This window comes from Megasphaera sp. SW808 (genome assembly GCF_012027795.1).
Classification (GTDB): Bacteria; Bacillota; Negativicutes; order Veillonellales; family Megasphaeraceae; genus Megasphaera; species Megasphaera stantonii.
On record NZ_SJOT01000009.1, the window covers coordinates 48,646 to 69,744 of the forward strand.

21 protein-coding genes are annotated in these 21,099 nt (G+C 55.2%); 20 read left to right on the forward strand and 1 reads right to left on the reverse strand.

Features of this window, described 5'->3' with window-relative positions:
- Nucleotides 1-16: 16 nt before the first annotated feature.
- The 11 genes from E0L13_RS05210 to E0L13_RS05260 all read left to right on the forward strand — a co-directional run bounded on the left by E0L13_RS05210 (nt 17) and on the right by E0L13_RS05260 (nt 12,616).
- A complete protein-coding gene (locus E0L13_RS05210; protein ID WP_168060801.1) occupies nt 17-1,996 on the forward strand; it encodes an LPO_1073/Vpar_1526 family protein in 1,980 nt (659 codons plus the stop codon).
- 12 nt (nt 1,997-2,008) lie between these two features.
- The gene (gene galU, locus E0L13_RS05215; protein ID WP_168060803.1) at nt 2,009-2,881 is read left to right on the forward strand and encodes a UTP--glucose-1-phosphate uridylyltransferase GalU; all 873 of its coding nucleotides are present in this window, start codon (nt 2,009-2,011) and stop codon (nt 2,879-2,881) included.
- Nucleotides 2,882-3,047: 166 nt separating this feature from the next.
- Nucleotides 3,048-3,263, forward strand: coding sequence for a 50S ribosomal protein L9 (locus E0L13_RS05220; RefSeq protein ID WP_168060805.1), 216 nt, complete (start codon nt 3,048-3,050; stop codon nt 3,261-3,263).
- A 26-nt stretch (nt 3,264-3,289) separates the two neighbouring features.
- Nucleotides 3,290-3,631, forward strand: coding sequence for an HMA2 domain-containing protein (locus E0L13_RS05225; RefSeq protein ID WP_087478023.1), 342 nt, complete (start codon nt 3,290-3,292; stop codon nt 3,629-3,631).
- Between the two features lie 2 nt (nt 3,632-3,633).
- The gene (locus E0L13_RS05230; RefSeq protein ID WP_095629513.1) at nt 3,634-4,296 is read left to right on the forward strand and encodes an HMA2 domain-containing protein; all 663 of its coding nucleotides are present in this window, start codon (nt 3,634-3,636) and stop codon (nt 4,294-4,296) included.
- Nucleotide 4,297: 1 nt separating this feature from the next.
- Nucleotides 4,298-6,385, forward strand: coding sequence for a cation-translocating P-type ATPase (locus E0L13_RS05235; protein ID WP_168060807.1), 2,088 nt, complete (start codon nt 4,298-4,300; stop codon nt 6,383-6,385).
- A 214-nt stretch (nt 6,386-6,599) separates the two neighbouring features.
- Entirely contained in the window at nt 6,600-7,337 is a 738-nt protein-coding gene (locus tag E0L13_RS05240) for an ATP-binding cassette domain-containing protein (RefSeq protein WP_087478026.1), read from the forward strand.
- A complete protein-coding gene (locus E0L13_RS05245) occupies nt 7,337-8,254 on the forward strand; it encodes a SufD family Fe-S cluster assembly protein (protein WP_087478027.1) in 918 nt (305 codons plus the stop codon). The genes E0L13_RS05240 and E0L13_RS05245 overlap by 1 nt, the downstream gene beginning before the upstream one ends.
- Before the next feature lie 119 nt (nt 8,255-8,373).
- Nucleotides 8,374-10,107: a sigma 54-interacting transcriptional regulator gene (locus E0L13_RS05250; protein ID WP_168060809.1), complete on the forward strand. Its 1,734-nt coding sequence runs from the start codon at nt 8,374-8,376 to the stop codon at nt 10,105-10,107.
- Between the two features lie 256 nt (nt 10,108-10,363).
- Nucleotides 10,364-11,908: a 4-hydroxyphenylacetate 3-hydroxylase N-terminal domain-containing protein gene (locus tag E0L13_RS05255; protein WP_158099962.1), complete on the forward strand. Its 1,545-nt coding sequence runs from the start codon at nt 10,364-10,366 to the stop codon at nt 11,906-11,908.
- Between the two features lie 291 nt (nt 11,909-12,199).
- Nucleotides 12,200-12,616, forward strand: a complete 417-nt coding sequence (locus E0L13_RS05260) for a SoxR reducing system RseC family protein (protein WP_087478036.1) — start codon at nt 12,200-12,202, stop codon at nt 12,614-12,616.
- Between the two features lie 64 nt (nt 12,617-12,680).
- Here the strand turns inward: E0L13_RS05260 and E0L13_RS05265 are convergent, their stop codons facing one another.
- Complete coding sequence (locus tag E0L13_RS05265; RefSeq protein WP_168060811.1) at nt 12,681-13,700, reverse strand: hypothetical protein; 1,020 nt, start codon at nt 13,698-13,700, stop codon at nt 12,681-12,683.
- 123 nt (nt 13,701-13,823) lie between these two features.
- On the opposite strand from E0L13_RS05265, the gene E0L13_RS05270 reads away from it, so the two are divergent.
- From E0L13_RS05270 to queA, 9 genes are all read left to right on the forward strand, one after another.
- Nucleotides 13,824-15,479 carry a nucleoside kinase gene (locus E0L13_RS05270; protein WP_168060813.1) on the forward strand — a complete coding sequence of 552 codons (1,656 nt, stop codon included), beginning with the start codon at nt 13,824-13,826 and terminating at the stop codon, nt 15,477-15,479.
- 104 nt (nt 15,480-15,583) lie between these two features.
- The gene (locus E0L13_RS05275) at nt 15,584-16,084 is read left to right on the forward strand and encodes a DUF177 domain-containing protein (protein ID WP_087478039.1); all 501 of its coding nucleotides are present in this window, start codon (nt 15,584-15,586) and stop codon (nt 16,082-16,084) included.
- A 32-nt stretch (nt 16,085-16,116) separates the two neighbouring features.
- Nucleotides 16,117-16,302: a 50S ribosomal protein L32 gene (gene rpmF / locus E0L13_RS05280; RefSeq protein ID WP_087478040.1), complete on the forward strand. Its 186-nt coding sequence runs from the start codon at nt 16,117-16,119 to the stop codon at nt 16,300-16,302.
- 139 nt (nt 16,303-16,441) lie between these two features.
- Complete coding sequence (ruvC, locus tag E0L13_RS05285) at nt 16,442-16,942, forward strand: crossover junction endodeoxyribonuclease RuvC (RefSeq protein WP_087478041.1); 501 nt, start codon at nt 16,442-16,444, stop codon at nt 16,940-16,942.
- On the forward strand, nt 16,939-17,541 hold the full coding sequence (ruvA, locus tag E0L13_RS05290; RefSeq protein WP_168060815.1) for a Holliday junction branch migration protein RuvA: 603 nt from the start codon (nt 16,939-16,941) through the stop codon (nt 17,539-17,541). Before ruvC ends, ruvA begins: the two co-directional genes overlap by 4 nt.
- 3 nt (nt 17,542-17,544) lie before the next feature.
- A complete protein-coding gene (ruvB, locus tag E0L13_RS05295; RefSeq protein ID WP_087478043.1) occupies nt 17,545-18,567 on the forward strand; it encodes a Holliday junction branch migration DNA helicase RuvB in 1,023 nt (340 codons plus the stop codon).
- Between the two features lie 9 nt (nt 18,568-18,576).
- Nucleotides 18,577-18,792, forward strand: coding sequence for a DUF2905 domain-containing protein (locus E0L13_RS05300; RefSeq protein WP_087478044.1), 216 nt, complete (start codon nt 18,577-18,579; stop codon nt 18,790-18,792).
- Nucleotides 18,793-18,807: 15 nt separating this feature from the next.
- A complete protein-coding gene (locus E0L13_RS05305) occupies nt 18,808-20,058 on the forward strand; it encodes a SpoIID/LytB domain-containing protein (protein WP_168060817.1) in 1,251 nt (416 codons plus the stop codon).
- Nucleotides 20,059-20,070: 12 nt separating this feature from the next.
- A complete protein-coding gene (queA, locus tag E0L13_RS05310; RefSeq protein ID WP_168060819.1) occupies nt 20,071-21,090 on the forward strand; it encodes a tRNA preQ1(34) S-adenosylmethionine ribosyltransferase-isomerase QueA in 1,020 nt (339 codons plus the stop codon).
- The last annotated feature ends 9 nt before the right edge of the window (nt 21,091-21,099 follow it).

The window sequence follows — 21,099 nt, forward strand, 5'->3', positions numbered from 1 at the left end:
TAGAGGAGAGGTTGATATGGCAAATTTGTTACCATATGCTATTGTAGCTGGCATTGCAGTTGTCTTTTTTGTAGTATGCTATATTTTATTTTCCGGCGGCAGCTCGGAAAAGGAAGAGAAAAAAGGAAAGAACCGCCACAGCCGCGCCGTGTCCGAACGGCCAGGCCAGGGCAAGTCGTCCCTTGGGTATGACGAGGCGGAAAAAAGACGCTCGGCGCAGCCGCAGCAGCCCGTCAGGGAAGATACGGCGCCCATTCCTCGCATTTCTAACGTAACCGTGCGGGAGCGTCAGGAAAATCCCGACGAAACGGCCTTCGTGACGACGAAGGGAGAAGCCGTACGCCGCGACGGAAAAATCGTATACGAAGAACCGCATCGTCCGGCTAAGAAGCAGGAACATCTCGACGCGACACAGGTATTGTCGCGCGAAGAAATATTAGAAGCCATGGATAAAATCGATAAAGAAGAAGCTGCGGCTCACAAGGCGAAGGAAGAAGAAGCCAAGAAGAAAGACATGGCTGAAACATTGCGGAGCGCCAAAGCCGCTGAACGGTCTGAGGGAGAACGGGAAGACGAAGAGGCTCCCCGCGCCGCCTTGGCCGATATGGCCGCCGTCGTAGCCGCCGATTTAGAGGCGAAATCGCAGGGCGAAGCCGCGGTGCGGCCGGGACGCCGCATCGTGCAGGAAGTCATGGCTGAAACGGCCAAGGCTGCCGCCAAAAGCGTCTCCGACGAAACGCAGGTCATCAGTCCGGCCGAGCTGCGCAGAAAGCAGGAAGAAACGGCTGCTGCGGCAGACGAAACAGTTATGTTCGACGCAGGCCGCTTGTCTGATGCCGTGCGTCAGACCGGCGCGGCCCCGGCAAGCGACGAAACGGCCGTCATGCCGCCGGTACGGCAGCATACGCATACTGACGCCGGCAACGAGACGAAGCAGCAGAAGAGCCCCTGGGGCAACGACCTGTCCCGCTCGGCGGCGAAAGCTGCGCCAATGGCCGGCCGGCCGTCTATTTGGGAAGCGGCTCCCGAAGCCGATTCGCCCTTTATGTCCCAATGCACGGCTCATTTCCTGCGTCAATTCGGCATGGTGACCGAGGATATGAAAGCGCAGGCTGCTTCGATTACGGCGGCGGCCTTCCGCCGCATCGGCTGCCACTCCGACGGCGAACGAAAGAAAGTCCTGTCGTCGCTGCTGGCCCAGGAAGCGCTGCAGAACGTGCAAAAGGCCTACGTGGCCCATCCGAAGGATTACGTCGCGGCGATGGCATTGCAGGCCTTTGCCGATATCGTGCAGGGCTCGCCTGTTTCGACGCGCCATCTCGTCGCCGTCGACGCCTTGAAAATCATGCCTTATCTGTCGGACAACCACTATAAGATACTGTCTGTCCTGCTGCTGTTCCTGTATTCGCGCAATTCCCACAACGTCGACGCCGAAACCTTCGGCCAGTACATCGACAAGTACGTACTGCCCTTCCTCGACGGATTCCCGACGGAACGGCCCTATTACCAGCAGCTCGATTATCTCCACTGCACGGCCTTTGAAGGCAAGGAAACGCACTTTGCTGAAATCCTGGCTGATTCGTATCCGCTCTTGTTCCGCTACCGCGGCTTTACGGAAGAGGAACTGCGCAAGGTGCTGAAGGGAACGCCCATGCCGGCGGAATATATCGTCCGTTCCTTCAATTCGCCCCTGGTGAAGCTGGCTATGATCGACGAAAGCATGGCGACGCGGTTCTTCCGCCTGGCCGGTATTTCCGACAGGGCCATGCAGTCGCAGCTGCTGCGGCTGGCGAAAAAACGGCCTGCCGGCTTCGGCGGCGAAGAAGCCTTGGATATCATGGAAGATATTTCGCCGGTACTGGCCGATTTGGGCGACATTTGGGACAGCACGATGCTGCGCATTTCCACCTTGTCGCTCTTAGGCTTGTATTTAGCGCAGGGATATATCAAGGAACAGATCGGCGAAGAATTCGATTTGTCCCGCTGGTTTGAATAAGGAGGATCTGCTATGAAGAAAATTCGCAAGGCCGTCATACCGGCTGCCGGCTTCGGCACCCGTTTTTTGCCGGCGACGAAGGCTACGCCGAAGGAAATGCTGCCTATCGTCGATAAGCCGACAATTCAATATATTGTAGAGGAAGCCCTGCAGAGCGGCATCGAAGAAATCCTGATCATCAGCGGCCACGCCAAGCGGGCCATCGAGGACCATTTTGATACGAATCCGGGCCTGGAAATGCATTTGGAAAGCCACGGGCAGGAGTCGCTGCTGAAGATGGTCCGCAGTATTTCGGAAATCAACATCCACTACATCCGGCAGAAGCACATGCGCGGCTTAGGCGACGCTATCTTGTGCGCCCGGTCCTTTATCGACGACGAACCCTTTGCCGTCCTTCTCGGCGACGACGTCGTATACAACGAAACGAACCCGGCTCTGCGCCAGATGATCGACATTTATAACGACTTGGGCGCGACGATTTTGGGCTGCCAGGAAGTGCCCTTGGAGAAAGTATCGTCCTATGGAATCGTAGCCGGCGTTCCCGTCGAAGGAAAGAATGTCCTGCGGGTTACGAATATGATTGAAAAGCCGTCTGTCGAAGAAGCGCCGAGCCGTACGGCCGTCCTGGGCCGTTACATCATTACGCCCGACGTCTTTGAAGTGCTGGCCCGCACCGAGCCGGGCAAGGGCGGCGAAATCCAGCTGACCGACGCCATTCAGACCATGGCGTCGCGCGAAGCCGTATACGCTTACTGCTTTAAAGGCAAACGCTACGACGTAGGCGATAAGCTGGGCTTTTTAAAGGCGACGGTCGAGTACGCCCTGCGCCGTCCTGATTTGGGAGAGCCCTTCCGGAAGTATTTGAAAGATTTGATGACAAAATAAATGGATGCGTGAAATGGAGAGTACCAAAAGGGACTCTCCATTTTTTTGTTCAAATTTCAATATTAAATAAAATAATTATTATCAAAAATATTTACATCAGCCTTCATTTGATATATAATAAATGAGTAATAAGTATCAGTTTCTATTTACGAAGGAGAGGTTGGCTATGTTTCAGAACAGCGATTTTTGGATTGGCTTAGGTATTGGCGTCGTCGCCGGCGTATTTGGGTATAAACTGCTTACAGAACGGGAGCAGCAGCTGTTGGCCCTGCAGCAGCCGGCAGCCGGGACGGTTACGGCCGATGTGCCTTTGGCTGAATTACAGCGTCAAAAAGAAGAATTGGAAGACTTGATTGCGGCGCAGGAAGCAGCGGTAAAATAAGAAGCGTTATAGAAAAGACTGTCGCCATGGCGGTGACGGTCTTTTTTACACTGGTAATCATTGATAAGAAGGGACGGCTTACTCACGTGCTTCCTGTATCGAAATGGGATTTTATCATCCGCGCTGTGCGCATTTCATCGTATCTTCCGGGGCGCATCCGCTTGTACAGCCGCAAGCTGGTCGGCAATGCGGAGCTGGCCGGAAAGATATATGCCTATGTGGCCAGCTATAGGGAAATTGATAAGGTAGAAATCAATATTGTTACCGGTTCCGTGCTGATTTTGTACAGGCCGCAGGCGCTGCGGAGCAATGCCGAATTGGCCCGGGTGGAACAGTATATCATGAACCATGCGGAAAGGAGAGGTTGATTATGTCTTATGCTTCCGGATTTATGTTGGGAGCTTCTATCGGAAAGGCGATTCATAACATGGTGTCCGGCGGCGGATTTTCTCCAGCCGGAGGAAGGGGCAAGGGAATGGGAAAACAGGCTGCCAATCCTCCCTATGCGGCTCCGGCTATGCCTGCCGCGCCTGTCAGACCGAATATACCGGCTTTTGCCTGTGTATCTTCTACACGGGGCCGACGCCGATATCGGGCTGCCGCATTAGTGCAGAATCAGCCCCTGGCCGAGCTTCTGCAGCAGGCTCTCGGCAGTTTGCCGGCGGCGCGGCGCGTGGAAGTCAATGCGGCGACAGGGAGTATTCTGGTATGCTCGGATAATGAAGGGGCTCTGGATGCGTTGGAACGTTATTTAGGGGAACGTATTTTTCCCGCTGTTCCGGCTCCGCCGTATGTGCCGGCGCCTGTGCAGACGAAAACGGCTGCGTCGGCTTATACGGATGTGCTGTATGAGACGCTGAATTTCTTGAATTCTGCCGTATCGCAGAAGACGGCCAACGTCTTTGATTTGCGTTCCCTCTTGTCTCTCTTTTTGGCCGTGCGGGGCATGCGCAAGATGATCGGCCAGAATCAGCGCCCGTCGGGACCGCAGATGCTGTGGTGGGCTACGTCGCTGATGAGGGGGCGGAGATAAGATGTATACGTGTTGTACCCTGCCGCTTCACAGCGTGCTGCCCCTGCGCATGCGCTCTATCCTGAGCGTCAAGCTGCGCCAGATTCCCGGCGTGGCTGCCGCCTCGTCTGACGAGCAAAAGCTGACCATATACTACCAGGGGAAGGTGGATCTGCGGATTATCCGCATGTTGGTCCGCTCCTTTGAGCAGAAATACGGAAAAGCTAAGGAAGATAAAAAAGAATGGGACGTAGCGGCATACCGGCGCGAAGCGATTATTTCTGTCGGCGGCTTTATCGCCATGAATATTTTACGCAAAACGAATCCGGAATTTTACGACGGCATTCTCCTGTTCCGGCGCTTGTTTACCTTATTTATCGCCCGGCGGTTTATCCAGAACGGCGTCATGGGCGTTATCCGGGACAAGCAGGCTAATGCCGATACGCTGACCGCTACGGCTGTGGCCGCGTCCGTCCTGGCTGGCAAGCCCGAATCGAGCCTGACCTTGCTGGCCCTTTCCAATGGAGCGGAAATGCTGACGGAATATGCGGCCGAGCGGGCGCGCCGCCAGATTTCGGGCCTCTTGAAGCTGGATCAGCGGGACGTATGGCTCGTGGAAAATGGCCGGGAACGAAAGGTTCCTGTCGACTCACTGAAGGTAGGCGATACGATTGCCGTTCATCTGGGTGAAAAGATCTGCGTGGACGGGAAAGTCGTCGGCGGGAATGCGGCAGTCAATCAGGCTTCCATTACGGGCGAATCGAATCCGGCTATCAAGCAGCCCGGAACCTTTGTATATGCCGGCAGCGTCATCGAAGCCGGAGACCTCGTCGTCAAGGTCGAAAAGGTCGGCGCCGATACGTCACTGGCCCAGATTATCCACTTGGTCGAAGAGGCGCAGACCCGCCGCGCGCCGGTGCAGAATTTTGCCGATAAAATGGCCAATATGCTTGTTCCTATTTCCTTTATCGGCGCGGCCATTGTCTATGGGGCGACGAAGGACTGGCAGCGCGTGCTGAACCTGCTGTTCATCGACTTCTCCTGCGGCCTGAAGCTGTCGACGGCGACGGCCATTTCTGCGGCCATCGGCATGGCGGCCCGCAAGGGGATTCTCATTAAAGGCGGCAACTACATCGAAAATCTGGCCGATATTGACACGGTTGTCCTCGATAAGACCGGCACGATTACCATGGGCGTACCGCAGATTGCCCATATTTCTACGGTTCCCGGAGTAGATGAAAAGGAAATGATTTTACTGGCTGCGTCGGCGGAAATGCACTCCGTTCATCCGCTGGCCGTAGCGGTGCAGAAATACGTCAAGGCTCACGGCTGGGACGTACCGCATCACGATATGTCCGAGACGGTCGTTGCCCGCGGCATGAGGGCCTCCGTGCCTCCCTTTGAAGACTTTGCCGGCGGCGACGTCCTCGTCGGAAGCCGCCGCTTCATGCAGGAAGAATGCGTGCAGGGCATGCCGGAAAAAAGCGACAAATCATGGGGAAAAAATCTGTTGTTTGTCGCGCGGGACAAGCAGTATATCGGCTGCCTGACGATTGAAGACCCGGTTCGCCCGGCCATGAAGAAGACTCTCAATCAAATGCGCCGCATCGGCGTAGACGAAGTCATCATGCTGACTGGCGATTCCAAGGAAGTGGCGGCAGAAGTGGCCCGCGAAATGGACATTGATTCCTATCATGCTGAAATACTGCCGGAAGATAAGGCTAATTACGTCATGAAGCTGCAGAAGCGGGGCAGCGTCATGATGGTCGGCGACGGCATCAACGACGCACCGGCACTGGCCTTTGCCGATATCGGCGTCAGCCTGGGCGGCAACAAGACGGATATAGCGGCTGAATCGGCAGCTATTACGATTCGCTCCGAAGATCCGGGAAAATTGTATGATGCATTGAAGATTGGCCGGCAGACCATGAAGGTCATCAATCAGAATTTTACGGCGACGATTGTCGTCAATTCAGCGGCTATGCTTCTCGGCGCGCTGGGGCGCATCAGCCCCTTATGGGCCGCAGTCATCCACAATACAGCGACGCTGGCCGTCGTATTGAACAGCGTGCGCATTCTCGGCGTGTCTCGCCGCATGGTAAAAGCGTAATTTTATCCTGACATATAAGCTCCTTTGTTCTGGGAATTCCCTGCAGTTGGTACAGTGAATCAGCTGCAGGGAATTATTTTTTATCTGCCGAGGTGGAGAAACAATTTTATCCGGAATTTTATATTTTTTTATGTATACATCACCATATTAGTATGATATACTACTGTATGAATGACGAAAGTCAGTCCTAACCATTAAAGGAGTGAAAGAATACATGTTAGAATTACGCCATGTATCGTTTTCCGTTCCCGACGAAAATGGTACGAAAAATACAAAGGAAATTTTAAAAGATATCAATCTGGTCATCGACGAACAGAAATTCGTCGTCATTACCGGCCCGAACGGCGGCGGCAAATCGACGCTGGCTAAATTAATCGCCGGCATTGAAAAGCCGACGAGCGGCCAGATTTTCTTCAACGGCCAGGACATTACGGACTGGGACATTACGAAGCGGGCCCAGAACGGCATCGGCTACGCTTTCCAGCAGCCTGTGCGCTTCAAGGGCATCACCGTCATGGACCTGCTCTGTCTGGCGGCGGGCAATAAGAAGCTCGACAAATGCGTCGTCTGTCAATACCTGTCCGAAGTCGGCCTTTGCGCGGAAAATTACATCAACCGCGAAGTGGACGCGTCCTTGTCGGGCGGCGAATTGAAGCGCATTGAAATCGCTACGATCGTAGCCCGCAAGAACACGGAGCTGGCTATTTTTGACGAACCGGAAGCAGGTATCGACTTGTGGAGCTTCCATAAACTCATCAAGGTATTTGAAAGAATGCACGATCAGAAGCAGTCGATTCTCATCATTTCCCATCAGGAACGCATTCTCAACATTGCCGATGAAATCGTCCTCATTGCCGACGGCACGGTCCGCAAGGTCGGCACGAAGGAAGAAGTTCTTCCCGAATTGATGGACGTCGTAGGAAACTGCAAGTTTTATAAGGAGGAAGACTGATGGATAAGTATCAAGAACATTTGCTGGAAGTCATCGCCGATTTGCATGGCATTCCTGAAGGCGCATATAATATCCGTTCGAACGGCCAGAGCGTCGGCCGCGCTTCAACGGCTCATATCGAAATCGAACCGCAGAAAGACCGTCCGGGCATCAACGTGTATATTAAGCCGGAAACGCAGCACGAAGCCGTGCATATTCCCGTCGTCCTGAGCCAGGCCGGTCTCAAGGATGTCGTATACAATGATTTTTACGTCGGAGAAGGGGCCGATGTGGTTATCGTCGCCGGTTGTGGCATCCACTGCGGTAGCGACGACGGCTCGCAGCACGACGGCATTCATACCTTCCATATCGGCAAGAATGCCCGCGTCCGCTATGTAGAAAAGCACTACGGCGACGGGGACGGCAAGGGCCAGAAGATCATGAACCCGGAAACCATCGTCCATATGGAAGAAGGCAGCTATATGGAAATGGAAACGACGCAGATCAAGGGCGTCGACTCGACGAAGCGCGTCACGAAGGCTGATTTGGCAGCCAGCGCGACGTTTATCGTCAAGGAAAAGCTCATGACCGACGGCGTGCAGTTTGCCGAAACGGAGTTTGAAGTTGAACTGAACGGCAAGGATTCCAGCACGGACGTCGTATCCCGCGCCGTTGCCCGCGGCACGTCCCACCAGATTTTCCGGGCCAAGGTCATCGGCAACGCCCAGTGCCACGGCCATTCGGCCTGCGACTCCATCATCATGGACGACGCCAAGATTTCGGCGATTCCTGAGCTGACGGCCAACGATACGGACGCGGCCCTGATTCACGAAGCGGCTATCGGCAAGATTGCCGGCGAACAGCTGACCAAGCTCATGACGTTAGGCCTTACGGCAGAAGAAGCGGAAGAAATGATCATCCAGGGCTTCTTAAAATAATAGGCGCAAGAGAAACCAGTCTTTCCTCGCTAGGGGGAGGCTGGTTTTTGCATAGGCGGAAAGAGTAGGCAAAGGGCGGGAAAATAGTGTACAATAAGGAGAAAAAGGAGGGGGACGGCATGAACGGAGAGGCGGCGTTTCGCCGATATGCAGACTTTGACGCAATACTGAATTCTATTTACTGCGCGATTTTTATCGTCCATACAGACGGCCGCGCCGTATACCGCAATGGAGCGGCTGACGAGCTCAAGGCGGAATTAGGCGTGACGGAGGATGAGCTTATCGGCGCGCTGGAGGCGCAAATCGACGTCGTACATGGGCAGGGGCGCTTTGCCGTCGCAGTAGAGGGGGGCATGATTATCTGCCATCTCCTGCCCTGGACCCAGGCCGGTCAGCGGCAGGGCAGCATTATCGTCGCCCATATATCGGGGAAAGAGCGGTGCTCCGCCCAGGAATTGGACAACGTCATAGACGTACTGGAAGAAATCGACGCCATTTTGGAGGTCGTCGCCGACGGCATCGTCGTGGCCGATAAAAACGGCGTCATCATCCGGGTCAACAAGGCCTTGGAAACGACCTTCGGCATCAAGCGGCGCGACGTCTTGGGGCGGTCTATGGAAATACTTGACCGGGAGCATTCCGTCTGCGGCGAACTGGTCCGCAAGATGAACGAAGACCCGAAGCGCATCGTCGTGTCGGGAACGTACAAGCAAAAGGAGCTCTTGTGCACCGGCGCGCCCATATTCGACCGGCAGCACCGCCTCAAGACCATCGTCATCAGCATACAGGACATGTCGGCTCTCAATACGCTGCGCAAAAAGCTGGAAGAACAGCGGCTGTACACGAAGAGCTATATGCGGGAAATATCCTTGTTCAACGGCAGCGGCGGCCCCATCGTGGCCCACAGCCCGGCCATGAAGAAGATACTTCATCTGGTGCACGTCGTCGCCGACGTCGAGTCCGTCGTATTGATTACGGGCGAGTCGGGGACGGGGAAGGAAGTCGTCGTCAACGAAATTTATCACACGAGCCGGCGAAAGGACAAGCCTTTTATCAAGATAAACTGCGGCGCCATCCCCGACACCTTGTTCGAGTCGGAGCTGTTCGGCTATGAAAGCGGCGCCTTTACAGGTGCTCGGCGGCAGGGCAAGGTCGGCTTTTTCGAACTGGCCAACAAGGGAACCCTGCTCCTGGACGAGGTGGGCGAGCTCAGCCTGGCAGCGCAGGTCAAGCTGCTCCGTGTCATACAGGAAAAAGAAGTGCAGCGCATCGGCGCGGCCAAGCCGGTCAAGGTAGACGTCCGCCTGATTGCGGCGACGAACAAGGACTTGTGGAGTATGGTCTGTCAGGGGACGTTCCGGCAGGACTTGTATTATCGCCTCAACGTCATTCACATCCATATTCCGCCGCTGCGGGAGCGGCGCGAGGACATTATCCCCCTGGTCAACTATTTCCTGAAATATTTCAATGAAAAGTACGGCAAGGAAAAGGAGATTTCTCCGGAACTGTACCGCTTCCTCATGCGTCAGGACTGGCCGGGCAATATCCGCGAGCTGGAAAACGCCGTCGAGACGATGATCGTCCTGCCGTCGGAAAACAAGCTGACGCCCAGCCATTTTGTCGGCAAGGGAACGGGTGAGGATTCCGGGGCGGCCGTCAAGGTGCAGCGTCTCGTGCCGTGGAAGCGGGCCGTAGAAGAAATGGAAAAGGAGCTGCTGACGCAGGCGTACCGGGAATATCGCTCGACGCGGGCCATGGCGAAGGCGCTGGAGATAGACCAGTCGACGGTCGTGCGGAAAATGAAAAAATGGGGCGTCGGCTCCCATGAAAAGGATAAAAACGATGCAATATAGCATAGAAGTGATGTCAACGCGCATCGGTTGGACGAAAGCGGTACCATCATGGCATCGGCAATAAGCAGTAAGGATATCGGCATACAGGCGATGTAAATATACATCGCACTGGATGCAGATATGTTTTTAAAGGCCCGTATTTACGCCATTTGCAGCTTTTTTGTATTTGGCATATTTATTTCATATATATTTGTGAAAGATCCATCAGGTATAGGATAGTGTATGAAATATGAGTCCAGCGAAGGAGGGGTTTGGTATGTTAATGACTAAACAACAATTCCAAGACAGCATTCGCGCCAGAAAACCGATGAACGTATGGTTCCTGGGAGAGAAAATTGAAGACGTTACGACCTATCCGCCCTTGGCGGCCAGCTTCAACGCTATCTCCAAGATTTACGAACTGCAGCATCGCCCGGACTGGCAGGATCTGATTACTGTTCCGTCCCATATGCTCGACGAACGGGTCAGTATTTACAACGCTCCCCTCCGTTCGGCAGAAGACGCGAACCGCAAGACCAGAGCCGCCAGAGCGCTGGCTGAAGTTATCGGTTGCTGTACGCACCGCTGCACCGGCTCGGAAGCATTTGCCGGATTAGGCCCTGCGTGCTACGACATGGACCACGACTTGGGTACCAACTATTTTGAACGCTTCATGAATTTCCTGAAATACGTACAGCAGAACGACTTGACCTGTACCGTTACGGTAACGGACGTCAAAGGGCTGCGGACGGCGCCGCCTCATGCGCAGGCTGACCGCGATTCCTACGTCCATGTCGACGAAGTCCGCGAAGACGGCATCGTCATCAGCGGGTTCAAGTGCAACCAGACGGGTATCCTCTTCGCTCATGAAATCGTCATCGTCCCGACGACGAACATGAAGCCGGAAGACAAGGACTTTGCCGTTGCCTGCGCTGTTCCTGCCGATACGCCGGGACTGACCTTTGTTTTAGGTCGTACGCCTCAGGATAAACGCTTCTTTGAAGTCGAAGGCGATATCGAAGGCATCGACTTGGGCAAACAGTATGCCGACCATCAGGCGCTCGTATACTTCGATCACGTATTCGTACCGAATGAAAGAGTATTCCTCTGCGGCGAAACGCAGTACGTAGGACGGCTCCTGAGCTACTTCACGGCAGTCCACAGATTGACGGCCGGCGGCTGCAAGGCCGGCGGATGCTCGGCTCTTTGCGGCGCGGCAAGTCTGTTGGCCGATATGGTCGGCGTGCAGAAAGCCGGTCATATCCGGACGAAGCTCACGGAAATGGCAATGACTGCTGAAACGGTTTACGGCCTGTCCATTGCTTCGGGCGTAGAAGGATTCCAGCATCCCAGCGGCTTCTGGATTCCCAACCCGCTCATGTCCCATACGTGCAAATACACCTGCACGAAGATTCCCTTCGACGCCGTTCGGTACGCCCGCGATATCCTGGCAGGCTTCGGCGAAACGGCTCCGTCCGAACTGGATATGAGAAATCCCGAAGTCGGCGAACTGTGCCAGAGAGCCTTCAACCCGGGCAACCCGAAATACAACGCCTTCGACCGTCTGCGGGCCAGCCGCTTCATCGAACACATGGTACGCGGCTCCAACTGGACGGCTATGGCCCTCCACGGCGGCGGCAACCAGGAAGCGTCGACCGTCATGGCCAGAATGTATACGGACTGGGAATACCTGAAAGGCCTCGTAAAAGTTGCCACAGGCATTGAAACGGACGCGCAGAAGGCTGAAGAATTTATCGACACCATCGGCAAGCGCCAAGGCCGTATCTGCACGACTCTCGATTTGCCGAAGGTTGAAAGCTAAGGTTTTCGCAGCAGATCAGGAGAATAAGACACCGTAGTGTAACCTAAGCAGCACATAGTAAAAAAGTATACTCCTCGCATGACTGGGGGAGTATACTTTTCTGTTTAGGCAGCTTTGCGGTAGCGCATATCTTCTGGATATACGGGACATGCATTCAAAATATAAAACTACACCATAATGGTATTGATTGAGTTGACAAGCCGTGCTATAATAATATAAACGATAATTACTATACGTTGATGGTACTGTCTGCCTGATGCAGGCGTGACATATGAGAAGGAGTGAATGATCATGAAAATAGAAGAAGGTACGATCTTATCGATTGAAGAAGACGGCCTTGCCGAAGTAAAGGTCGGCCGCCATTCGGACTGCATGGCCTGCGGCGCTTGTCCCGGCGCGGAACACATCGTCGTCAAGGCGCTGAATCCTATCGGTGCGGAAGTGGGGCAGCACGTCAAATTTGAAGTGCGGGAAGTCAACATCGTTATCGGCGCCTTTGTCTGCTTTATCATGCCCCTTATCGTCGCCGGCCTCGGAGCCGTCGCTGGTCACTGGATCGGCCTTTCCCAAGGCATGGATGCCATGCAGGCTGCGATTGTCGGCGGTATCGTCGGGTTTCTTATCGGCGTTGTCGGCGTCAAGCTGTTTGACCGGTCCTTGACGAACGATATCAACGCCAAGCCGAAGATCATCGAAGTCTGCCGCTAACTATTTCATCATACTGCGTAAAAATCCGTATGGGACGACGTGTTCCATACGGATTTTTTTTGTATCAGTTTGTCAGCGAATCTTTCAGCTCGAGCTGCGTGCCGTCTTGCAGCTGGACTGAGGTAATGGAAATGCGGCTCTGCAATCCTTCCAGCGTCGCCGTGCGGAGCAGCTCGGCCTGGGCCGGAACGGCGGCGTTCAGCCGGAACTGGCTGGTATGAGCTTTGCCGTCGGCGTAGATGGCTATGCGTATGGGCGCGGAGAAGAGGACCGTCGAGTCGGCGCGGCGCAGCTCGTACCGGCCTTTGGCTTCCCGGAGGGTTTCCTTGCCCTGTGCGGACAGCTTCGGCGTGTATTGGATGCGCAGGTATGTATCCTGCTCCGTGCTGCCGCGAACGACGGAAGCGGAGAGGCTTGTAATCTGGACGAGGGAATCGATGCGCTGGGAAACGGGCCGGTTGGCCGCTGCCAAGGCTGCTTCAGAGGCCTGCTGCAATTCCTGTACGACGGCGTCCGGGTCGGCAAAGGCGACGACGCGCCACTGGCGGGCCGATACCTTTTCCAGCTGGAAGGTGATGGGAATCGATGCTTGCAGCGAATCGTTATAAAAGGAGGCCGTAAGCTGGGCGTAGCCCGAGCCGTCCTGACGGCTCCACGACGACGATTCATAGCGCCAGCCCGAGGCGGGAAGGAGCAGGCCCGCCTGGCTTCCCGTGTCTGCAAGGACCTTTCGCGCGTTTTCCAGCCGGGCTTCGTCTGAATCGCCGGCGAGAATGGTCTGGCAGGCGTGGATGAACTCGCCTTTTGCGGGCAGAAGCAGGGCGCGGGACGCCGCCGTTTGGCCTTGCTGCCGGCGAATCAGGCTATCGAACAACTGGCCGGCCAGCACGTCTCCGTCTGCTGAGAGAGTCAGGGTTTCGCCGTCTCCTGCCTGAGCGGCGGCGACGATGCGGGAAAATGAATACTCCGGCGTAGCCTTGTATATCATTTCATAGGATAGGCAGGCGGCGCCAATGCAGACGGCGGCCGCAGCGGCGGCTGCCAGTATTTTTATATCCGGTTTGGGAATAGACGATAATTTCATAGCCATTTCCTTCTTTGCATAGAATGCGGTACGGCTCTCATTATAGCATAAAAAAGGAAAAAACGTCGGTTTTCTCGAATATAATCAAGAGAACAAGCGTTATACGGAAGGATGTGACCAGTTGTGATTACGCTGCATGACAAGACAAACGGCAAGACATATACTCTCAAAGAAGGAACGACGCTGCTGCAGCTTTGCTCCGAGCATTATGGCGACGCGGAGCCCCGCATTGCGGCGGCGCTATATAATAATGAATTTGTAGGCTTGCAGACGAAGGTGCGGGAAGACGGGGATATTTCCTGGTTTTCCATGGCGACGCTGGAAGGCAATCAATGCCTCGTCCGCACGGCCATCATGCTGCTCGTGCGGGCTGTCAGCGATTTATACCCGCAGGGAAAAGTGTTTGTAAAGCACGCCCTGCGCAAGTCGCTGTACTGCGAGCTGGATATCGGCCATACCGTGACCTATCGGGACGTCGAATCGATTAAGCGGCGCATGCAGGAAATCGTCGCCCAGGACGAGCCTATTACGCAAGTCGTCCTCAGCGCGGAAACAGCCATGGACATGTGCCGCAACCGCCACATGGAACGGGAAGCGGAGCTGCTGCGCCACGTCGGCCTCAAGCACGTCATGACCTATCAGTGCGGCCAGGTCTTCGATTACTACATGGGGCCTATGCTGCCGAGCATGGGCTACTTGACCTGCTTCAATCTGCGTTCCTACGCGCCGGGCGTCATCTTGGAAACGCCGAAGGTAGATAATCCCAATGAGCTGCCGCTGTATAAGGAAATTCCCAAGATGGCCCGCTTATTTTTAGATGCGGAAGAATGGGGACGCATCGTCCGCTGTCAGTACGTTTCTGATTTAAACCGCTATATTGCCGACGAAACGATTCAGGATATCGTCGATATGGCCGAAGCGCTGCAGGAAAAAAAGCTGGCTGAAATTGCCGATTACATCGTCCGCCAGCGGCCGAAGATCAAGGTCATCCTCATCGCCGGCCCGTCGTCGGCGGGAAAGACGACGTTCTGCAAGCGATTGACGACGCAGCTCCGCGTCGTAGGGCTGCGGCCCGTCAAGATATCGCTGGACGATTACTTTTACAACCGCGAGGACACGCCGAAAAATCCCGACGGCAGCTACGATTTCGAATCCCTGCGGGCAATCGACATCCCCTTGTTTAACCAGCAGATCGACGAGCTGCAGCAGGGCCGCGACGTCTGCCTGTCCCGCTTTGATTTCGTGAGCGGCAAGCGCTATTTCGACGAAAAGCCCGTCCATCTGGAGCCGGAGCAGCCCATCGTCGTCGAAGGGCTCCATGCCCTGAACGATTCGCTGACGTATATGCTGCCGCGGTACGAAAAATATAAGATCACCCTGGGCGTGCTGACGCAAATCCGCATCAACGACCACAACCGCATTTCGACGGCCGACACGCGGATTATCCGCCGCATGGTGCGGGACCAGCAGTTCCGCAACCGCGGCCCCTTGGATACAATGGACATATGGGCCGACGTGCGCCGCGGCGAAGAAGTGAATATTTACCCTTATCAGGAAGACGCCGATACGATTTTCAACACAGCCCTGCCATACGAGCTGTCCGTGCTGAAGCCCTACGCCGAGCCCCTGCTGCGCTCCATTGACAAGGAAAGCTCCCATTATGCCGAAGCGCAGCGGCTGCTGAAATTCCTGAACCCCTTCAAGGGGCTGGATGCGTCCGTCGTTCCCAGCAATTCTCTCCTGCGGGAATTTATCGGCCCTGAACGGAAACAGCCCTGACAGAGCAGCGGGATTCAGTCTTTTTCCGGCCTTCCTGCGATTCCCTAAAAATATATTGACAAAGCATTTACAGATAGATATAATAGTAAAGTCGAGGTAGAAATATGAAACTACAAGTCGAAGAAGCACTAAAGGAGGAAGGAAGGAAAGTTCCTTTTTCCTTTCAAAAGCCGGCTGCCGATTTAGGTGATGTAGACGCTTTTCCTTGGAAAAACCATGTTGTGGCTGTGGAAGGCGCGTTCTGGTCCGATGGCACGCACATCGTCGTCAAAGGAACAGTTCGTACATCCGGCATGTATGCATGCAGCCGCTGTCTGATGCCGGTATCGGTGGATCGGAATGCAACACTGTCTGAAGTCTATGGTACGGAAGCAGAGCTTCCTGATGACGTATTGCCTTATAACGGGGAATACATCGATTTGACGGAGACAATTAGAGAAACGTTGATCCTCAGCGAGCCCATGAAGGTGTTGTGCCAGCCTGACTGCAAGGGCCTGTGCCCGCAGTGCGGCGCAAACCTGAATGAAGGACCCTGTAGTTGTCCTACCGACAGGATCGACCCGAGACTCGCCGTCTTGGGGGATTTATTAAAATCAAAGCACTAAAATACGTACCATGGTTTAAGGAGGTGCAGAACATGGCAGTACCAAAGAACAGATTGTCCCAGACTCGTCAGAAAATGCGTCGTGCAAACTGGAAGCTGACAGCGCCGGGTTTCGTTGAATGCCCGCAGTGCCACGAAGCAGTAATGCCCCATCATGTATGCCCCACTTGCGGCTTCTATAAGGGCAAACAGGTTGTTAACAACACAACAGCTGAATAAGAGTATGAAATAAAAAGAGCGTCCGTAAGGGCGCTCTTTTTGGCAATGCCACGGAAAATACGGCGGCAGCTCTATGACGGGCAGGCCGATTCATGGTATAATAAACGGTACAGCTTGCGTAGTGAAAGGAAGGATATTCATGCGGGCTATGGGAATAGACCCGGGAACGGCCATCTGCGGCTTCGGCATCGTCGACGCCCAGGGAAGCCGTCTTACACCGGTTACATACGGAACAATTCAAACGACGCCGGACCACAGCGACGGCGAACGCCTCGTGACTATCTTTGAAGGGCTGAACGAGCTGTACGCTAAGTATAAGCCCGATATTATCGGCGTAGAACAGCTGTTTTTCAACCGCAACGTTACGACGGCCATTACGGTCGGGCAGGCGCGCGGCATCATTTTGCTTACGGCGCAGCAGGCCGGCATTCCCTTGCTGGAATTTACGCCCCTGCAGGTAAAGCAAGGGGTTACGGGCTACGGCCGGGCGACAAAGGAGCAAGTCATCGATATGACCATGCGCCTGCTGGGCATTCGCGAGAAAATCAAGCCGGATGATGCGGCCGACGGGCTGGCGATGGCTATTTATGCCATTTATTCCAGCCATTCGCAGCGTTTGAAAAGGACGGTGCAGTTATGATTGGGTATGTCAAGGGAGTTGTGACGCATATATTCCGCGATTCCTGCTTTGTCGACGTCCACGGCGTCGGCTACCGCGTGTCCATTCCGGCGTCGACGATGGACAAACTGGCGCTGAATCGGGAAATCACCTTGTTTACGTATATGAGCGTCCGAGAAGACGCCATGGTATTATATGGATTTGTCACGCAGGATGAATACGACTTGTTCATGCTGCTGATCAGCGTAAACGGCGTAGGGCCGAAGGTGGCCTTAGGCATTCTGAGCGCCGCCAGTCCCGACGGGTTCCGACTGGCCGTGCATCAGAAGAATATGAAGGTACTGACGAAGATGCCCGGCATCGGCAAGAAAACGGCGGAGCGCATCGTGCTGGAGCTGCACGATAAAATCGGCCCGGTCGAAGACGATGCGTCGGCTATCGATAACAGCGGTCTGGACGGCATACCGCAGGGCATTGCCTCGGACGCTTTGGCAGCGCTGACCAGCCTGGGCTATTCCTCACAGGAAGTGCTTCCGGCTATCGAAGCCAAGGCCGGCCAGTGCCGGACCGTAGAGGAACTGCTGAAAGCCGTATTGCAGGCATTGGGAAGCAGGAGGTAAGACGTGGAAGAGCATCGCATTGTGGAGACAGGCCCGATTGCGGGAGATTCCTGGCAGTACAGCCTGCGTCCCCACTATTTAAAAGAATATATAGGACAACAGAAGGTCAAGCAGAACTTAGAAGTCTTTATTCAGGCGGCAAAGCTGCGGCAGGAAGCGCTGGATCACGTGCTGCTGTACGGCCCTCCCGGGCTGGGCAAGACGACGATGGCCGGCATCATCGCCAACGAGCTGGGCGTCAACCTGCGCATTACGTCGGGGCCGGCTATCGAGCGCCCCGGCGATTTGGCGGCCCTGCTGACGAACTTGCAGGAGCGGGACTTGCTGTTTATCGACGAAATACACCGCTTGTCCCACAGCGTGGAAGAAGTGCTGTACGCGGCGATGGAAGACTACGCTCTGGACATCGTCATCGGCAAGGGGCCAAGCGCCCGGTCGGTGCGCATCGACCTGCCGCCCTTTACCCTCGTCGGCGCGACGACCCAGGTCGGCCGTCTGGCGCCGCCGCTGCGCGACCGCTTCGGCGTCATCTGCCGGCTGGAATTTTACCGGCCCGAAGAGCTGGTGCTGATTATCAAGCGGACTGCCGATATTTTAAACGTAGAAATCGACGATGCCGGCGCGTTGGAAGTGGCGCGCCGCTCGCGGGGCACACCGCGAATTGCCAACCGCCTGCTGAAGCGGGTCCGCGATTTTGCCCAGGTAGCCGGCGAGCAGACGATTTCATCGGCTTTGGCCGGAAAAGCCTTGGACCGGCTGGAGGTCGACGCCTGCGGCCTGGACCGGACGGACCGGCGGGTCTTGCAGGTCATCATTGAAAAATTCGGCGGCGGCCCTGTCGGCCTCGATACGATCGCCGCGGCGATCAGCGAGTCCGTCGACGCCGTCGAAGACGTGTACGAACCCTTCCTCATGCAGCTCGGATTTTTGAACCGCACGCCGCGGGGACGGGTCGTAACTGAGGCGGCTTACGCTCATCTGGGACTGCCGTCGCCGTCGGAAGGCAAAGGCTCTTCGTTATTTTAGGAGGTATATATGGCGAAAACCTTAATTTTAATCGGCGCGTTGTTTATTGCGGCCGGCTTTGTCTGGCTGGCGCTGGAGCACATCGGCGTAAGCCGTTTTCTAGGCAACCTGCCCGGCGATTTGAATTTTACGAAGGGAAACGTATCCTTTCATTTCCCCATCGTAACCTGCCTCATCATCAGCGTCGTGCTGACCCTCATTCTGAATATATTTTTCCGTCATTAACAGGAGGGAAGACCTATGATTAAAACGCGACTACTTCGCGTCCTCGCCGCGGCGGCTTTATTTGTCTGCCTGACGGCGACGGCTTTCTGCGCCGGCTCGGACCAGACGCTGCGCATCGGCATCCGTGAAGGGAGCAAATCCGTATCCATCATCGGAACCCAGGGGGCGGCCGTTTATAAAAACGGTTCCCTGTGGAAAAAGGTAGGGGCGAACAAACCGGTTAAGGTGGAACTCAAGGGCAAAGACCTCGTCGTCAACGGCTCGAAGAGCAAGGGCGCCGTGTCGGTACGGCCCTTGAAAAAGGGCGTCGTCAAGCTGACCGACGGCTATTCGTACCGCGGCTCCATCGAGTGCATGCAGCCGTCGAAGTCTTCGGGAATCACCGTAGTCAATGTCGTGCCCCTGGAGCAGTATTTATACGGCGTCGTCGGCAAGGAAATGTCGCCGTCGTGGAGCTCTGAAGCGCTGAAAGCTCAGGCCGTCGCGGCCCGGACCTACGCCGTGTATCATAAGAACTCCTTCCGAAACAAGGGCTTCGATATGACCGACGACACGCGCAGCCAGGTTTATGCCGGCATCAACGGCGAATCGCCGTCCATTATCAGCGCCGTCGACGCGACGAAGGGCGAAATCCTGACGTATAAGGGCAAGCCCATCGAGGCAATTTTCTGCGCCACTGCCGGCGGCTGGACGGAACACAGCGAAAACGTATGGGGCAATTACGTGCCTTACCTGCGGGGCGTCGTCGATAGAAGCGAAAAGATGCCGTCCTACAGCTGGACCGTGACGACGACGCCGGAAAAGCTGGCGGCGAACCTGAAAGCAGCCGGTAAAAACGTCGGCAAGATAAAGTCCATTACCTTGTCGCCCTTGGGCAAGCGGCCCATGGACGTGTCCGACCGCGGCGTATCCGGCCGCGTCCTGTCCATGACGATTCAGGGCTCGTCGGGAAGCGTCAGGCTGACGGGCAACGCCTTCCAGTCCATCATGGGACTGAAGAGCACCTTGTTTGACATCTATCAGGGGACGGAAAAGAAGCAGAAAGACAGCAAGAAAGACAATAAGAAAAAATCGTCTCGCAAGACGACTTTTAAAATTAAAGACAAGAAGCCCATTACGATTTACGGCTTCGGATGGGGCCACGGCCTGGGGATGAGCCAGTACGGCGCATACCAGATGGCCCAGGAACAGAAAAATGCCAAGAATACGTACCGCAAGATACTGCAGCATTACTATACGGGCGTAAAGCTTGACAAGATAGATTAAGGAGACAGTACGTTGAAACTCAGTGATTTTTATTATGATTTGCCAAAAGAATTGATTGCCCAGCACCCGGCAGAGCAGCGGGATCACGCCCGCCTCATGCTGTACGACCGGCAGAGCGGGGCTGTGGAACACAAGCATTTTTACGATTTGATCGACGAGCTCCATCAGGGCGACGTCTTGGTATTTAACGATTCCCGGGTCATCCCGGCCCGCCTGTACGGGAAAAAGTCGCCGACAGGCGGCAAGGTCGAAGTGCTGCTGCTGACGCCCGTCGGCGAGGACACGTGGGAAGTGCTGGTCAAGCCGGGGAAACGGGCCCTGCCCGGGGCGGTTATCGAGTTTCCCGAAGGCCTGACCTGTCAGATACTGGCCCGTACGGACTTCGGCGGCCGCATCGTTAAATTTGAATACGACGGCGTATTCGACGATATTATCGACAAGATCGGCGAAATGCCCCTGCCGCCGTACATTCACGAAAAGCTGGAAGATCCCGACGAATACCAGACTGTATACGCCCGCGAACGGGGCTCGGCGGCGGCGCCGACGGCAGGGCTCCATTTCACGGACGAGCTGCTGGAACGCATCAAGGCCAAGGGCGTGGAGCTGGTCTTCGTTACGCTGCACGTCGGCTTGGGGACGTTCCGGCCCGTAGAAGAGGAAAACATCGAAGACCACGAAATGCACAGCGAATTTTACAGCATTACGGAAGAAGCGGCCCAGACGATTAACCGGGCGAAGGCTGAAGGCCGGCGCATCGTAGCCGTCGGCACGACGTCTATACGGACGCTGGAAAGCGCCGGTACGACGGGCGTGCTGCAGGCCGGATCGGGCTGGACGAATATTTTCATCTATCCCGGCTACACCTTCCACATCGTCGACGCGCTGGTCACGAATTTCCACCTGCCCGAGTCGACGCTCCTCATGCTCATCAGCGCTATGTCTACGAGAGAAAAAATCTTAAAGGCGTATGAAATTGCCGTGCAGGAAAAATACCGTTTCTTCAGCTTCGGCGACGCCATGTTTATACGATAGGAGGACACG

Bases quoted from the DNA above. Each gene is read 5' to 3' on its own strand.
- E0L13_RS05305 (WP_168060817.1), top strand. From the start codon at position 18,808: ATGATTAAAACGCGACTACTTCGCGTCCTCGCCGCGGCGGCTTTATTT.
- E0L13_RS05210 (WP_168060801.1), top strand. From the start codon at position 17: ATGGCAAATTTGTTACCATATGCTATTGTAGCTGGCATTGCAGTTGTC.
- E0L13_RS05230 (WP_095629513.1), top strand. From the start codon at position 3,634: ATGTCTTATGCTTCCGGATTTATGTTGGGAGCTTCTATCGGAAAGGCG.
- E0L13_RS05265 (WP_168060811.1), bottom strand. From the start codon at position 13,700: ATGAAATTATCGTCTATTCCCAAACCGGATATAAAAATACTGGCAGCC.
- ruvC (WP_087478041.1), top strand. From the start codon at position 16,442: ATGCGGGCTATGGGAATAGACCCGGGAACGGCCATCTGCGGCTTCGGC.
- ruvA (WP_168060815.1), top strand. From the start codon at position 16,939: ATGATTGGGTATGTCAAGGGAGTTGTGACGCATATATTCCGCGATTCC.
- E0L13_RS05235 (WP_168060807.1), top strand. From the start codon at position 4,298: ATGTATACGTGTTGTACCCTGCCGCTTCACAGCGTGCTGCCCCTGCGC.
- E0L13_RS05225 (WP_087478023.1), top strand. From the start codon at position 3,290: ATGGCGGTGACGGTCTTTTTTACACTGGTAATCATTGATAAGAAGGGA.
- galU (WP_168060803.1), top strand. From the start codon at position 2,009: ATGAAGAAAATTCGCAAGGCCGTCATACCGGCTGCCGGCTTCGGCACC.
- E0L13_RS05260 (WP_087478036.1), top strand. From the start codon at position 12,200: ATGAAAATAGAAGAAGGTACGATCTTATCGATTGAAGAAGACGGCCTT.
- E0L13_RS05240 (WP_087478026.1), top strand. From the start codon at position 6,600: ATGTTAGAATTACGCCATGTATCGTTTTCCGTTCCCGACGAAAATGGT.
- E0L13_RS05220 (WP_168060805.1), top strand. From the start codon at position 3,048: ATGTTTCAGAACAGCGATTTTTGGATTGGCTTAGGTATTGGCGTCGTC.
- E0L13_RS05275 (WP_087478039.1), top strand. From the start codon at position 15,584: ATGAAACTACAAGTCGAAGAAGCACTAAAGGAGGAAGGAAGGAAAGTT.
- E0L13_RS05250 (WP_168060809.1), top strand. From the start codon at position 8,374: ATGAACGGAGAGGCGGCGTTTCGCCGATATGCAGACTTTGACGCAATA.
- E0L13_RS05255 (WP_158099962.1), top strand. From the start codon at position 10,364: ATGTTAATGACTAAACAACAATTCCAAGACAGCATTCGCGCCAGAAAA.
- E0L13_RS05245 (WP_087478027.1), top strand. From the start codon at position 7,337: ATGGATAAGTATCAAGAACATTTGCTGGAAGTCATCGCCGATTTGCAT.
- rpmF (WP_087478040.1), top strand. From the start codon at position 16,117: ATGGCAGTACCAAAGAACAGATTGTCCCAGACTCGTCAGAAAATGCGT.
- E0L13_RS05300 (WP_087478044.1), top strand. From the start codon at position 18,577: ATGGCGAAAACCTTAATTTTAATCGGCGCGTTGTTTATTGCGGCCGGC.